This is a genomic window from Pseudomonas sp. PIC25, from assembly GCF_002286785.1.
In the GTDB taxonomy this organism is placed as follows: Bacteria; Pseudomonadota; Gammaproteobacteria; order Pseudomonadales; family Pseudomonadaceae; genus Pseudomonas_M.
Genome location: NZ_MUJY01000187.1, coordinates 20793 through 34787 on the forward strand (window position 1 = coordinate 20793; position 13995 = coordinate 34787).

Consider the following 13995-nt stretch of genomic DNA (forward strand, 5'->3'; position numbering starts at 1 on the left):
CGCGTCGGAGACGCCAAAAACGGGGTGAGGAGGGTAGCGAGGGCTTTCATTGCGGGCCTCCATCAAAATCCACGCTCCCCAGGAAGGTCTGGCCGCGCCGCTGACAGCAGCTGTACGGGCGCCAGAGCGCCCAGGCGTAGTCGCCCTGCTGGGCTTGCACATGGACGTTGCGGTTGGGAAAGACTGCGCAGCGGTTGGAGAGGGTGGGCGTGAGTTCCTGCCACTTGCCGGTGGCGGCATCGGACTCCACCAAGGCGCCGGCCGGCCAATAGCCGTCACGGGCGGTGGCCAGCAGCGGCTGATAGACGTGGATCTGGCCGCGGCGCGTGACGATATCGCCGGCCCGCTGGGCGACCACCGCCGCGCTCTTGTGATCGTCGACCTGGTGCAGGAAGCCGCCGCGGGGATACAGGTTGCCCCAGAGGTTGACGCCTTGGCGGCTGCCGATTTCGCGCAGACCGGGCGTCAGCGCTTCGGGGTACACCGCTTCCGGAATGCTGTAGCGCCAGGCCAGCGTATCGTAAGTGCTGAGCAGGTACGGCATGAAAGCGGTGGCGGCGCCCTGGCAGCTATACCCCGACTGGCTGGCGAACTGACTGAAGGTCGCACCGCCCGGATGGTCGATCACGTCGGCGTTCTTGAAGCGGGCCAGGTTGTTCTCGTGGTCCTCATTGGTCGTGCCATCGCCGCCGCCCCGTGCGGTGGCGTTGGGTGCGCTCATCGCGCGGACTTCCACCCAGGGATTCGCCCCGGTGTTGGCGTAGCTCGATACCACGGCATCGGGCACGTAATGGCGGACTTTTACCGACGTGCGCACCGAGCAGCCGAAGTTGGTGCAGTACAGCCAGTAGCAAATGCCGACGACGCGATACTCCAGGCAGTCCGGTGACAGCGTGGAGCCAACGATAGTGGCGGTATCCAGGGCCAAGGCCGAGGCCGAGCCACCGAGTAGCGCGGTGGCCAGTCCAACCCGCAGGCGGCGGGAGCGCAGGCGCATCATGGCTGTCCCCGGTAGGCGTCGATACGCGCGACGGCACGGGCCACGTCAGGCTCGCCGTAGACGACGTAGCGTTGATCGACCACTACGGCCGGCAGGTGTGTGACGCCCAACTGCCAGGCTTCGACAATGCCCTGATAGGCAGCAGCCAATCGCTGTTGGAATGCAGCGCCCCCTTGCGCTAGACGTTCCTGGACAGTCGCGGCAGAGCGGCCCTGATCGGCGGGAAGCTGTGCGTTGAGTTCGGCCTCCAGGCGGGCGGGGAGGTCCAGTTCGACCACCTGGACGCCCGCTGGCGCTGTGACCGGATGTTGGCGATCGGTAAATGCGCGGATGTCGCGTGCCCAGGCATCGTTACAGGCCAGGGGGGCGCACAAGCCTATTGCCAAGCAACGAACGCAGTGGCGCAGTTGGAGGGGGGGAGAGTGGGTAACGCTCGGCATGGCACGCACCAGAGGTGAATCTGTGCGTAGTCGACGTGAAGTCGCAACGGCTGGCCATAAACAATAGGAGCCGAGGGTTCACCTTGTTTCCGATAGAGCGGTAATCCACCGAAAGCTATTCGTCGTTGCTGTCCAGGGGCTTGCTCACGGGTTGTCGCGATGGCAGACACTGGACTGCCTATGGTCTGCCATCATGACTATTACAAGAATCCCACTACCGCTCAGGGTTCGAGGTGTTTAGCTACTGCGTGCCAGTCTTCTCAACTGTGTCTTCATTTCGAAGACTGAGAGAGTACTTCAGAGCTCGTTTCTGCATGGTCAGGGCATCCGGCAAACCTATGGTTTCCGGGCCCGCAAAGCCGGTAGGGGAGGTGCGATCGGTGGGGTTGATCGCATCGAACAGAAAGCTGAAACCTTGTTTCAATGCCGTCTGGGCGACGCCGTGACAACCCATGCAGCCGCCCATGGTCTCGCTTTGAATATTGTGATCATAGTCAGGAACATTAACATTCTTCACGGTGCGCTTATTAGTCAGGATTTTGTCGGCCGGGATGGGGAATATATTGGTACCGCGAAACAGCTGAATCCCCGGCTGGCTGCTCTCGACCATGATATTGGCCAAGTAATAATCCGGGTCGGTCTGATCGCTCGACGGGATGGCCTGCACCCCCTTCAGTCGGTAGTACTTCCAGACAGAGCTGTTGAACTCGCTACTGTCGTTCATGAACTGCGTGACCTGATCGTTGACCGCAGCAACTTCGGAATAGACGGTTTGCGGTTGAACCACGCGGATCGGACCAGTCTGCCCCTCTGGAATCCCATTGCTGCCGGAGTAAATGGGCGGATTATGCTTCGGATCGGCCACAGCGCCCTTGGGCAGGGTAACCGTATGCGTGGTATTGCCGTCAGAGAAGGTAGCGGTCGGCGTACCCGACAAGTCCGGGTAGACAATCTTGTCGTAGTTGGCGATGTAGTAGAGCCCGGTCGGCGACTTGTCAGGCAACGTCAAGGAATCTTGATGCTCGAACGTGGCGAATATGAAGGTCGGGTAGTTGGGTGTCTTATGGATAATATGCAAGGCTACCAGCGCGTAGTCTTCGTTATATGCCACCGGCTTCTGATCGTTGCCGTGATAGGTCACCACAGTCGCCGTATGGTAGCGCCCGCGCTGCGAAGCCGGGATATCTGCCAGCTTGCGCCATGCCGCCTTAACCTCCACAGCGCCGTTGGGCAGGACTATATGATCCGGATAGCGGTCCAGGTTTTTCGCATATTCGTAGACGACGGGATTCGCCTTGGCTTCAAAGAGGATCTGGCTATCGTTTGAAGGGGCATAGCTAGACCCGCTCATTGCCGCTTGCGGAGGGTTGATCGGGAAAAATATGGTGTTCTGTCCAATTTGGGTCGCCTCGTCCAAGTTGTTGTAATGAGCAAAACTGGCACCCGGTGCCAAAGGCACACCATTGGGAAAGTCGACATAGCTGTATTGCGGGTTGGAAGCGAACGGGCGCGTAGGCCCGCCCACGGTATTTTTCCCTACCGCTGGAAACAGCTCGGTGCGATGGGCGAAGGTTTGCCACAACAAAGGACTGGGGGATTGTGGCGTCTTGCCCGAATCGGCGAAGCTGGTGCCAGGATTGCCGACACCACGATTAGCTGGCAATGGCACGTTGGCCATATTGTTCAGTGCGATAAAACTCCGCCAGGCAAAGGTTGCATAGTCGGTATGGCTAAGGCCAGTGGCCAGATCTGCAGGTAACTGCGGGTCTTTTGCAGTTAAATCGCTTGCGGTAATGGCATAGGAAACGCCCAGTCCCGACGGGTAGGTAAAATAGCCAGGAAAGTTCTTGGAGAAATATGGGCTCCAGTGCAATCCATCGTCTGAATAAAAAGTGCTGGAGCGGCTGCTTATAAACGCTCGCTCACCGATTATGGTTGCGCTATTCAGGAAACCATTGCTTTTAATGCCCGCTAGCTCTTGCTTCGTCCCCCAGTGACGGGCTCGGTTGTAAGTGCGTGTGAACGTGGCACCATTCTCAAAAGCGTAATAGACCCATAGGCTGCCATTATAGACAACGGGGGCCATGGTTAGAATTGAGTCCGCGCTTTCCTGGAACGCTAGGTTTTCTTGGCTCCATAGAATACCGTCATTCGAAGTGACGTAATAAATGGCTTTCCCGGAATTTTCGCTATAAAAGACAAATAACTGTCCATTATACACGACAGGCTTGTTGTTAACGGCTGTGTGGAGTGTATTGATTTTTTTGGTGCTAGACCAAGTGATGCTATCTTCGGAGGTTATGGTCTTCAATCGACTCTGAGGATCGGCGAAAGTCAGTACCAGCTTTTGTTTGAATACGGTCACTGAGACATTGCTCAGGATGCTATCCACTCCGATGGTTTGTGGCTTGGACCAGATTTTTCCCTCTGTGGAGGTGGCATAGTAAATATGGTTTGTATCATTGTTATTAGCCCAGAACATATAAATTTTGCCCTTGAAAGACTGCAGTGCGGGCGTATAAAAAGCTGGGAGGGTAAATCGTACCATGCTCGTCGAAGAGGGCTTTTCGCTTGAGGCGTCTGGATGGTCAAAAACATCAACCTCTATTCCTACACCTTGTTGCGGTGTCGCTATTATTATGCTCTCCGAATAAGCCAGTGAAGTTGTCAATAAGCCATATAGGCACAGCATGAGTTGATTGAGTATTGCTTTGATTTTCATATATCACTCCTTTGATTGGGCTGCAGGCGCATGGTTGGGCTCTGCGTAGCTCTTCCATTGTTAAAGCGTGATTCTCAGGTTTAGCAGCTATCTAATGGCACTTTTCATGGTAGATCGCCGTTTAATATTGTCTAGTGGTCTGGATGATTATTATCTGTCTACGTGTGTGCTTGCTTTTGATGTCACTTTAAAAGTACGGTGTTGACTAGGGTTTTCCAGGTTTCGCCATAAGTCATTGAGATATAAGGGTGAACTCGTGTCGTCGACTGCTTCAAGGCGTATTGAACTCCCCCAGAGTGAATACCGGAATGAACCTAATTCCAACTGGTTCTAATTCTCCGGTACAGATTCTCCTTGCCCCATCAGGAATCCTCGTCTAGACCTTCCACTCATGCCAGTGACGGCAATGACCTCACTATCCCGGCATTACCAACGGGACACGTCATTCGGAGAAGGATTTTGAATCGCATAGATATTTTGATTGCAGTAGATGTTCTCGGAGCGCTTGCAGCCGGGACACTTGAGGGTTGCGTCTATCTAGTAGATACCAATAAATATCTGGGGTCATGGCAAGAAGGGCAAAGCGCTCTCAACACCGTATGCCAAGACGGTCAGTCGCTGACCTGGTCGATTACTCCGGTTGACCCAGGCAGCCAAATCGACATCACTGCTTTTTCAGGTCAAATGGTCGACCAGAATATCTGTGTTCCGGCCCCGGACCCTTTCATGGGTAACACCGTATGGAACGGTCGGGTCGAAACACAAGGCGCCTTCGCCAGCTACCCCTATTCCGTAACCGTGACTATGAGCGGCAAGGCCATGACTTTCGCTAGCTATTTGAAAGTCGTTTGAAGGATCGCAGTTTTATTCACGCAGGAGGCAAAACCAATGGGAAATGAAATCAATGTATTGATTGTCGTTGACGTCGAAGGCGCATTGGCCAGTGGCGACCTGAATTCGAATGTCTACTTGATTGATACGAACAAGTTTTTTGGTTCGTATAACGAAGGACAGGAAGAGTTGGTCACAACTTGCTCGGATGGCCAGATCATTGTTTGGTCGGTTGCTTCCATCAACCCAGGGGACGATGTTGAGATCACCGATTTTACCGGGCAGATGATCGACCAGAAAATCTGCGTTCCCAGTCAGTCGACAATAGTGACAGGAGCGACCGTCTGGTCGGGCCGCGTCGAATCCCAAGGCTCAATAGCGAAATATCAGTACAGCTGCGTCCTCTCGTTCGACGGCAAGGCGATGACGTTCGATCCCTTCCTCAACGTCACCAACTGATCCACGAGAGGGAAAAACGTCATGCTCTCACCAGACCTGCCTGATGCCATCGATAAGCTCACCGACGCCTATGCCGGCATCGTTGGGATCGACAACTTCGCACTAAGCTGCGAAAGCATTCAGATCGTTCCCATTCCCGATCAACCGGATTGGCTATCTGAAGTCGCCACTGAGTTCAAGCAGTTGGACGCTGCGGCAGATGCTTGGCAACAGGACCGCGGCGAGATCTGGTCTCCGGTCATTCTGGCCTTCCAAGACTATTTCTCCATATTCTCCGGGGTCGCCAAGACACTCGATCCCTCCGCATCCAATGACGTCGATCTCTGGATCAACGTATTGAGCGAGACGCTGCTCCCACAGGCGAACAAAAGCCTTGCTGCGACGCAAGGTGCGGAGAAAGAGCTGGAGCAACGTATGTCTGCCTTCAGTGCGGTCTTGCCGGAAATGGACAAGTCGATTGCTGACGGATGGAATGCCCTGGCCAATGAAGAGCAGCAGATGTTGCAGCTCACCGAGCAGCTCGGAGAACTGGTCAACACCGTTCAGGGGCTGGGCAGCAAGATCACCAGCGACGCTATCGCCTCCGACAAGGGCATCGCCCAATCGGCCGTGACAATGCTCTACGCAGCGGGGGCGGCTGGGGCGCAAGCCTCGATTCCGATCGTCGGCCTGGTGATCGCAGTGATCAGTATCGGCAAAAGCTTCTACGACATGATCGAGGACGACAACCAACTGATCGCGACGATGAACCAGATCAATGCGATCAAGGGACAACTGTCGAATGAGGCGCTCGGTCTGGCCCTGACCAAATCAACGCTGCAAACGCTCTACAGCATCGAAGAGCAGTACCTTGCCTTGCGTGACGCGTTGCCGGGGCTTGTCGACCTGTGGGTCACCCAGCAGTCGAAGATCGAGGATGCGATCGATGCACTGAAAGCTGGGGCCCAGCCGAACCAGTACCTCGATCTCATGACATTGCCCCAAGCGTTTATCGCCTGGCAATCGATCAACACCTTCGTCGCCCAGTTGTTGAAGACCGATATTACAGTCGGCCAGCCGGTGACGATTGATATTAGTCAGGCCCAGATTCGGCCGACTTTCCCGACATTGGCCGGGAACTGAATGGACTTCTACCTCCTTGGTTGGACTCAATAGAGGATATTCACGATGAATGTCGCCCTGAATGCAAACGACCTCTCACCGGCCCCTGACACCCTGTTTGGTAATACCGGTGTCTCCTACAACGCCGCGCAGCTCATCACTTTTGCATGCCATGCGGTAGTCAATACGGTCTTCGTCGCTCCCAGTCCGAAACCGGACTGGTTCGATGGCCTCAATTCCGAGCTGACCGCAGCGCAGGCACTCGCTCAGCAATGGATCGACACCTATGGCCCGCAGGTGACCAAGACGATTCCATTGCAAGTGATCAACTTCGGTTCCGATTTCACCGCGGCAACCAATGCGATCCTGCAGATCGCCAAGGACAACCCGAACGCGCAGGGTGCGGATAATCCGGCGGTAGTGGAGATCAAGACGATCATCCAGCAGACGCTGCTTCCCCCAATACAGGCAGTGATCGACCAGATGACCCAAGTCAGTCAGTCGCTAAAGACATGGGGCGATCAAATGCAGACTGCGCATAACAACCTGGTGGACGGTTCCACCAACATCCAGCAGGCAGAAATCTCGCTGCAAGGCGACATCAGCAAGATGAACAATGCCATCCAATCGCTCAAAACCGAGATCGATGGGGAGAACAAGGCCATCGCAGCTTCGGCCGCCGCTATCGGCATTGGCATTTTCGCGCTCGTCGTTGGGATCGCTCTTGCACCAGAAACCGGTGGCACGAGCCTGTTGATCGGGGGAGGGATCGGTGCGGCCGGCATCATCGGCGGAGGCGTGACCTGGGGAATCATGCAGCACCGAATCAATGAGCAGTTCGATGAGATCGCAAAGGATCAACAGGAGTTGGCTGACGACCAGCGCCAACTGGTGGCCTTGCAGGGCTTACAGATGGCCTCGAACAGCGCGGTATCGAGCATCGAAATGGCGACCCAGAGCCTGTCCAAGCTACAGACCCAATGGGGAACGTTCCAAGGTGAGCTGCAGGGCGTGCTCACGGACCTTGACTCTGCAGAAAACGCTCTCTCGACGATTGTCCAGAGCGTATTCACGTCGGCAGCACAGACCGAGTGGGCGCAAGCGATCACTACGGCGAACAACTTGGTCAATGCCCAGATAGAGATTCAGTCCCAGACACTGCCGATGTCTGCCTGACGTCCATCCACACCAACGACAGGACTTTCGCCATGGCTTTCGATGCTTCGCAAACCAACCAACAGATCAGTGACTCGATAGGCGCGATGCTTCTGCTGAACTCATCGTGCCAAGCACTGATCGAGGCGTCGATTGCGCCGTCTACATCGCCTTGGTATCCGATTCTCGATCAGGAGCTGGGGCAGGCGGAAGACCTTGTCGTTGGATGGCGGCAGAACGGTTATCGGTACTTCCAGGACGATATCCTGGGCCAGATCGACGCGTGCGGTAAGGCGTTTCTCGCCTCGCAAGCCACGCTCGATGATTTGTTCCGGCAGTTGGAAACACAATTCGACAGCAGCATACAGGCACGTATCGTGGCAGCGCTTAACGCGCTGGAAGCACCCGTGCAGGACATGATCAATGCAATAAACGGGTATACGGCCAAGCTCACCGCGTTCGATGAAAAAATGGCGGCGCCCTATGCCAACATGAACCGGAGCATTGCGCAGATACAGGCGCAGGAGACTGAGATCCAGCAGCAAATCACGGCCATCAACACGCAGATACAGCAGCTTCAACAGCAAGTGCAGACGGACCGGGAAGCCATCGCCAAGGCCCAGGCACAAAAGACCAAAGGCTTTATCGAAACCATCTTCGGCATACTGCTGACGCCTTTCACTGGCGGTGTTTCGTTGATACTTGCTGGGATAGGGGTCGCCACGGTGGCAGAAGCGCAGGAAAAGATATCCTCGCTGGAAACGACCATTTCACAGTACCAATCAACGATTGCCAACGAGCAGCAAGAGCTGTCCGACGACCAACAACAAATCTCGACCCTCAAAGGGCTATCCATGAGCGTGTCGTTTGCCCTGAACGACATTGCTGCGATCAGTACGGCACTCGACTCCTTGAAGACAACCTGGGGTGTGCTGTCTGGGGAAATCGGTAATGCAGCAAACGATGTCGCCCGAGCCGAGAATGCCCAGCAAGCCATTGTTGCCCAAGTGTGGTTCGACGCCGCTTGCAATACCTGGAAGGCGGTGGATGACTTTGTTGAGGCGATGCAGGCCAACAACGCGCCGGTACCCAACAAGGTCAGCATTGGTCAGTGAGAAATCAGGCTTATTTCCGATGCCCCTCGGTGTGGTTTTCAGGGACCAGCTTGTCGAAGGAGGCCTGAATCGGCCGGCTGCCGCTGAACCTGCTTTTTCAACAGAATCGGCCAGAAGCAGACTGAGTCGCTAGGTAGCCCGTGGCGGGAAGAAGAGGGAACCCACGATCTTTCGTTCCTGGGCTACCCTCAATCCGTCTGAATATCTCGCGCCCCTATGACGCACAGGATCACTGCCCCTCCCATTCAATAACGAAGGAGCCTGCAATGAAAAGTGCCTAGTATCTGACTACAACCGTTTTGCTGGTTTCCGCTCATGCTGTTGCGGCACCTCCGGTTCAATGTGTTAAGGAGGGAGGCAAGCAACTAATCACGGCCACGGACGGCAATATAGTTTATGCAGTGAATGGTACTGCCCGCGGCGCGGCTAAAGAGCGTGGATGGAGGGATGGAGCGGAAAAGTTCAGGCCTAGCGAACTGTTAGAGTTGCTCGATCAAGGACTGAAATTGTGCAGCGGCATGGCAGCAGCGACTGCCACTGCGGAAAGACCTCAAGTTTCAAGCAGTCCGTCAAAGGCAAGCGAAGAAAGCCCACTGACTCCGCAAGGGTTAGCTATGGCAGCAGATCAAGGTGACCTCACTGAGCTGAAACGATATGTGGAAGCGAAATATGATTTAAACAAGCGCATCCCACCTAGCTCCAACCTTGGCGGGGAAGGTTCGCCTCCCATTGTCACAGCGGCTTATGCCGGACAATGTGAGGCGGTAGATTATCTTCTTGCAAACGGCGCGAAAGCAGACGACAAGTCCGTAAAGATCGGGCAGACAGCTGTTATGGGCGCGGCACTCTCGGGGAAGGTTCGGTGCATGAAATCATTGCTTGCCAAAGGTGCGCGTCCCGATGTGCGTGATGAAGCAGGGGGTGATTGATACGCCACTTATCACTGCCGCATACCACGGCCATTTCGAGGTAGTTGAGTTGCTCGTCCAAAAAGGAGCGAGCCTGACAGCCACCAACAAAGATGGCGACACCCCATATCGCGCGGCGATGGTGATGAATGAGCACCATGTTGCTGAGTACCTGAAAGGCAAGGGTGGGCACTGAGCTTAACGGGGGCATTCGGGGAGCAGACCACGATTGTTATGTTGCTGACAGGCTGTTTTGGCGACTCCTGCCGATCAGAGGCTGGCATCGGCCGATTCTGTTGAAGAAGTCCCATCTCGATTTTTGCCTATGAAAGAGCTTGAGCGACGTTGAAATCTGGTGCGTTCAGAAGACGGGAGCTGCTTTGGTTTTTACGTAGCAGCATCGAAATCGCGCGTTTTTTGAGCTGCCGACAAGCAGTTCTCTCAGAAACCGACTTTTTCAACAGAATCGGCCAAAAGCGGTCACGCGATATAGTAAAGCGGGGACGGATTGTGGATGGCTCTCTGCGAGGCTAGCCTTAGGCGTCCAGTACATGGTGCATCCAAACGCACTGCGTCGTGTCTACCTATAGTTGGTTGCCGAAAAATATATGCGCTCTCCCATCTGCCTTCTTGAGTCCCAAATTTCCGGTGCGCCTTTCAATGTCGCGCCCGAGAAAGCCCGTCGGTTAGAACAGCTGCGTGACGATCACAAAATTGACTTTGCTATAGTGGACGAGCCTCTGTTTGGAGTCAGAGTTAGGCTGGAAGCGAATCGCCAAACACCTGAAATTGTTCTGCCCATTGCATCACTAGAGTACCTATGGGCCTTGTCACACCACTGCTGGGTTCTAACGCAAGAGTACGCAGAAGCACAACGCGCTGGCGCGGAGCAGTTTGATTGTTCTGGTAACCAGCGACTCAGGGAATCAGCGCATATCCTTCAATGGGCAACCGGCACAGGCACAGAATCATGGCCTCAGTCTGGCCCTCGCCCAAGAGGTGACTCAGACAGTTGCGATGACTCGGCTGTTGCAACAGAGCTTTTCCTTTGCGCAATCGCATGGATTTCACATCACGAAATTGCGCACGTTGTATTACAGCATCCCTTGATCAATACCGTTTTCTCAGAGCAGGAGGAGCGCGAGGCAGACGAGCATGCAACTAAATGGCTATTGGATGGACTGCCCCAATCCGACCCCAAACTGAAGAAGCGCGCGCTGGGCCTAGCCGTTGCAGTGTTATGTCTACAGAGTTTAGAGGTCGACACTGTCCCGTGTTTACGTAATACGCACCCAGCAGCACATGACCGGATATTTAAGAACACCGCGATCTACCAAGTAGGAAATGATGAGGTTATAGAGGCAATCTGCACGGTTGTACTCCAGTACCTTTTTTATAGCACTGGCATCGTAGCAAATGTCGATGGGGCAAGTTTTTTAGAAATCCTTGGAGATTTGCTCCTTGACATATCACGCAAATAACGGGGTAGAACCCCAGCCAAGATCAGTAGCCGGTGCTGCAAGTTTTGACTGGATCTTTGAAGTAGTGCAAAGTGCCATTATCTCCAAGCTGTAAGCCATAGGAATTGAGGTGGATCGCGAAGCGTACTCCCTAACAATTTCTCCCAGTAATGAGCGAAGGAATAGTTCATGTCTGCATACACTGGTTTATCTTGTACTTTTTCGTATCTTATTCGCGAACATGGCTCAAACAAAGTTTACGACTGGGTTTACGCGGCTGCACAAGACGTAGCAACCCAAGACACACCCGATCATCACCTAGCAGATGCGCTGGCGTACTTAGCTGCCGCAGTGATATCGGATGAAGTTAGAGATGCCGAGTCTAAGGTTCCAGGGGTTGCCAAAGATCTCGAGGCGAAGACCAAACACACGCAACAGGCATATGAGGAGTTAGTCATAGCGGCTGAAGCAATCAAATATAACGAGCTTGAATTTTCGGATTATCTCGAAGAAATCAAACATCCACTGACTCAGTTCACTAGACCTAGATTTTTCACGCCAGCGCAGCCGATCCGCTCCATACAAAAGAAAATTGACGAATTTATGGGCGCAGAAAAAACTGAATATCAATGGGTAGCTGTTGAGAAGTTCATGACGGATGAGTTTCCCAGGGTTGTTGAAAGTCAAATTCAGCTTTATAAAGATTTCACAACTTACAGTAGGCTTCGTGAAGATGACCATACGGCAAACTGGAAGTCGTCACCATTTGCATACCTTAGGGTTAAAGAAGGACAGCTGTATCGCCTGCTAGAACTCAGCCCTCTTTACCGAGAGACAGCAGATCAAATGAAAGTATTGTATTTCGCAATTACCAAATTCAAGTCAGCGGTTGAGGCTGAGCAGGAAAGCCATCGAAAATACGATATGGCTAGGAGCGTTATTGAGCAAAAGATCCCCGATGATCTGGGTAGATTTATCCCGTACGAGGTGGTTAAAGCAATCGAGAACAAGGCTGATAAGCCCTAAAACCCACATGGAGAGGCTTCCAACCGAGACACACTCTGGCCCGATATTGCGTGCATAAGTATACCCATGCATCAGCCGATGCATAGATCAAAAAGTAGACGGGCCTTTAGCGTAAGCCAAGTTACCTCTGAGTCAGTCGTTATAAATTAATAACTGCCTTTTAACGATTTGATCCGTCAGCGAAGGGCTGGCCTTGGCCGTTCAGCGTCTGTCACATCAGGCAGAACACGGCCAGAAGCGGACGTTTTCCTGATTACTCAGATTTTCGCTTCAATTTTCTCAACAATCTCGGAAATGTTATCACCTACGATTGAGTTGTCTCGCCTCCAGTTCCCGCCATTTTTCGACTTCTGGACATAAAGACTCCCATCGTCATTGCAGATCCTAAATGAAGTGGTGCCTCTAAGCGTTGGCTGCCCCCCGACTACCGACCAGTCAGGGATTTTAGATTTAATATTGTTAAGATGCGCATGAAAAGCAGAGGCTGATAGATATCTCTTTGCAGGATCAATATTGGTGGCTTTTCTTATTGTTCTCTTCAGATTGTCAGGCACCCAAGGAGGAAGTGAGGAGATATCTACAATTTTCCCTCTTTTGATTTTATCCTGTATGCATGCATCAATAAAAATTGATTTGTCGGCCCTAGATATTTTGCGATCATGTTCGAGTTTTTCAGCCTTATTTAACCACGCCATTTCCTCATAAGGCAAATAACCTCCCAATAGCTGGTAGAGAATAATTCCGCACTGATATATATCGCCCTCAAATCCATAGGAGTTCGCATCAATCGATTCAGGCGGCCTATAGAGCACTGCATGACTGGATGCAGGGATTGAGCTAAGATCTTCTGGTATATACTTAATTGACCCAAAGTCACCGATTATTGATCTTCCGTCCTCGCCGACGTAGATATTGGACGGTTTTAAATCTCTGTGCAGATAGCGTCGTTGGTGCAAGTGAGTTACACCGCTCAATATCTGGCTAGTGCGCTCAACAGCCTGAAGGTTGCCGTGCTCGGTCTTTTCAAGCACATCATCGAGGTCACCATTTGGACAGCGAGGAGTCACGAAGTACGCCCACTCCCCATCAAGCAGGCCAGCATTTTTGACTTGAAGAATGTTAGGCGCCTCGATTACAGCTAAAGTGCTGGGTTCTGCATGGTATTTTGCATCACCTCCCCAGTAGTAAAATTTAACTGCAACCTCATTTTTTAGGATCCTGTTTTCACCGAAGAAAAGATAGCCGTTCCCGCCTTTAGTTATTTCCCTCGTAAACTTTATGTCCTTACTTAAAATATGGAGCTGCGCCTTTATGTTTGGAGGGGTGCTGACATTAGAAATCAATATTTCGCTCATGCGTTCAGCTTCCGAATGTATAGCGATGCAGATTTAAATGATTCTTCTTGATATTTATTAATATTTGCTGGTAGCTTGAATGGGTCTCTTTTTTCGGCAGCAGCAATGCCCTGGCCCGTTACAAAACTGACCTCAGCAATTCCGTTCAGTTGAATGAGCGACTCCATTTTAAAAGAAATTGCACCGCCTGCCATTTTCCCTTTATGCGCACGTTTCTTAATCACTATTACGTCAATATTATGTTGTCTGGCGAAATTTTGAAATGTTTCAAAAAACGACTTAACATGATCACTGGACTCATCATCGCCAAGCTTTATTTTGCGAGGCTCGATATCAACATACTCATACACTGCACCATTCTTTTTCAGCAGAACAATAATTGCTTCGGAGCCCTTGAGTTCGACACCACAGATTTTGTCCATG

14 protein-coding genes are annotated in these 13995 nt (G+C 52.7%); 9 read left to right on the plus strand and 5 right to left on the minus strand.

Annotation, left to right across the window (positions count from 1 at the left end; all coding sequences use genetic code 11):
• Nucleotides 1-46: 46 nt before the first annotated feature.
• From BZL41_RS26080 to BZL41_RS26090, 3 genes are all read right to left on the minus strand, one after another.
• The gene (locus BZL41_RS26080; protein ID WP_218224631.1) at nucleotides 47-1000 is read right to left on the minus strand and encodes a TIGR03756 family integrating conjugative element protein; all 954 of its coding nucleotides are present in this window, start codon (nucleotides 998-1000) and stop codon (nucleotides 47-49) included.
• The gene (locus tag BZL41_RS26085) at nucleotides 997-1440 is read right to left on the minus strand and encodes a TIGR03757 family integrating conjugative element protein (protein WP_095601949.1); all 444 of its coding nucleotides are present in this window, start codon (nucleotides 1438-1440) and stop codon (nucleotides 997-999) included. The genes BZL41_RS26080 and BZL41_RS26085 overlap by 4 nt, the downstream gene beginning before the upstream one ends.
• Before the next feature lie 241 nt (nucleotides 1441-1681).
• Nucleotides 1682-4162, minus strand: coding sequence for a sialidase family protein (locus BZL41_RS26090; protein WP_095601950.1), 2481 nt, complete (start codon nucleotides 4160-4162; stop codon nucleotides 1682-1684).
• 459 nt (nucleotides 4163-4621) lie between these two features.
• Here BZL41_RS26090 and BZL41_RS26095 point away from each other — a divergent pair, with 459 nt between their 5' ends.
• From BZL41_RS26095 to BZL41_RS26135, 9 genes are all read left to right on the plus strand, one after another.
• Nucleotides 4622-5014, plus strand: a complete 393-nt coding sequence (locus BZL41_RS26095) for a hypothetical protein (RefSeq protein ID WP_095601951.1) — start codon at nucleotides 4622-4624, stop codon at nucleotides 5012-5014.
• A gap of 36 nt (nucleotides 5015-5050) precedes the next feature.
• Nucleotides 5051-5452: a hypothetical protein gene (locus BZL41_RS26100; protein WP_095601952.1), complete on the plus strand. Its 402-nt coding sequence runs from the start codon at nucleotides 5051-5053 to the stop codon at nucleotides 5450-5452.
• A gap of 21 nt (nucleotides 5453-5473) precedes the next feature.
• Nucleotides 5474-6574, plus strand: a complete 1101-nt coding sequence (locus BZL41_RS26105) for a hypothetical protein (protein WP_095601953.1) — start codon at nucleotides 5474-5476, stop codon at nucleotides 6572-6574.
• 45 nt (nucleotides 6575-6619) lie between these two features.
• Complete coding sequence (locus BZL41_RS26110; protein WP_095601954.1) at nucleotides 6620-7729, plus strand: HBL/NHE enterotoxin family protein; 1110 nt, start codon at nucleotides 6620-6622, stop codon at nucleotides 7727-7729.
• 32 nt (nucleotides 7730-7761) lie between these two features.
• A complete protein-coding gene (locus BZL41_RS26115) occupies nucleotides 7762-8823 on the plus strand; it encodes a non-hemolytic enterotoxin lytic component L1 (protein WP_095601955.1) in 1062 nt (353 codons plus the stop codon).
• Nucleotides 8824-9437: 614 nt separating this feature from the next.
• Nucleotides 9438-9752 (plus strand): ankyrin repeat domain-containing protein, encoded by a 315-nt coding sequence (locus tag BZL41_RS26120; protein WP_168191072.1) that lies wholly within the window; start codon nucleotides 9438-9440, stop codon nucleotides 9750-9752.
• Nucleotides 9724-9927 carry an ankyrin repeat domain-containing protein gene (locus tag BZL41_RS26125; protein WP_095601957.1) on the plus strand — a complete coding sequence of 68 codons (204 nt, stop codon included), beginning with the start codon at nucleotides 9724-9726 and terminating at the stop codon, nucleotides 9925-9927. Before BZL41_RS26120 ends, BZL41_RS26125 begins: the two co-directional genes overlap by 29 nt.
• Nucleotides 9928-10339: 412 nt before the next feature.
• The gene (locus BZL41_RS26130) at nucleotides 10340-11212 is read left to right on the plus strand and encodes a phage exclusion protein Lit family protein (protein ID WP_095601958.1); all 873 of its coding nucleotides are present in this window, start codon (nucleotides 10340-10342) and stop codon (nucleotides 11210-11212) included.
• A gap of 168 nt (nucleotides 11213-11380) precedes the next feature.
• Entirely contained in the window at nucleotides 11381-12217 is an 837-nt protein-coding gene (locus tag BZL41_RS26135) for a hypothetical protein (RefSeq protein ID WP_095601959.1), read from the plus strand.
• A gap of 257 nt (nucleotides 12218-12474) precedes the next feature.
• Here BZL41_RS26135 and BZL41_RS26140 read toward each other — a convergent pair whose 3' ends face one another.
• Nucleotides 12475-13572, minus strand: coding sequence for a protein kinase (locus tag BZL41_RS26140; RefSeq protein ID WP_095601960.1), 1098 nt, complete (start codon nucleotides 13570-13572; stop codon nucleotides 12475-12477).
• Entirely contained in the window at nucleotides 13569-13994 is a 426-nt protein-coding gene (locus tag BZL41_RS26145) for a DUF3010 family protein (protein ID WP_095601961.1), read from the minus strand. Before BZL41_RS26145 ends, BZL41_RS26140 begins: the two co-directional genes overlap by 4 nt.
• Nucleotide 13995 lies beyond the last annotated feature (1 nt).

Bases quoted from the DNA above. Each gene is read 5' to 3' on its own strand.
- BZL41_RS26100 (WP_095601952.1), top strand. From the start codon at position 5,051: ATGGGAAATGAAATCAATGTATTGATTGTCGTTGACGTCGAAGGCGCA.
- BZL41_RS26080 (WP_218224631.1), bottom strand. From the start codon at position 1,000: ATGATGCGCCTGCGCTCCCGCCGCCTGCGGGTTGGACTGGCCACCGCG.
- BZL41_RS26085 (WP_095601949.1), bottom strand. From the start codon at position 1,440: ATGCCGAGCGTTACCCACTCTCCCCCCCTCCAACTGCGCCACTGCGTT.
- BZL41_RS26090 (WP_095601950.1), bottom strand. From the start codon at position 4,162: ATGAAAATCAAAGCAATACTCAATCAACTCATGCTGTGCCTATATGGC.
- BZL41_RS26140 (WP_095601960.1), bottom strand. From the start codon at position 13,572: ATGAGCGAAATATTGATTTCTAATGTCAGCACCCCTCCAAACATAAAG.
- BZL41_RS26135 (WP_095601959.1), top strand. From the start codon at position 11,381: ATGTCTGCATACACTGGTTTATCTTGTACTTTTTCGTATCTTATTCGC.
- BZL41_RS26115 (WP_095601955.1), top strand. From the start codon at position 7,762: ATGGCTTTCGATGCTTCGCAAACCAACCAACAGATCAGTGACTCGATA.
- BZL41_RS26120 (WP_168191072.1), top strand. From the start codon at position 9,438: ATGGCAGCAGATCAAGGTGACCTCACTGAGCTGAAACGATATGTGGAA.
- BZL41_RS26125 (WP_095601957.1), top strand. From the start codon at position 9,724: ATGTGCGTGATGAAGCAGGGGGTGATTGATACGCCACTTATCACTGCC.
- BZL41_RS26110 (WP_095601954.1), top strand. From the start codon at position 6,620: ATGAATGTCGCCCTGAATGCAAACGACCTCTCACCGGCCCCTGACACC.
- BZL41_RS26145 (WP_095601961.1), bottom strand. From the start codon at position 13,994: ATGGACAAAATCTGTGGTGTCGAACTCAAGGGCTCCGAAGCAATTATT.
- BZL41_RS26105 (WP_095601953.1), top strand. From the start codon at position 5,474: ATGCTCTCACCAGACCTGCCTGATGCCATCGATAAGCTCACCGACGCC.
- BZL41_RS26130 (WP_095601958.1), top strand. From the start codon at position 10,340: ATGCGCTCTCCCATCTGCCTTCTTGAGTCCCAAATTTCCGGTGCGCCT.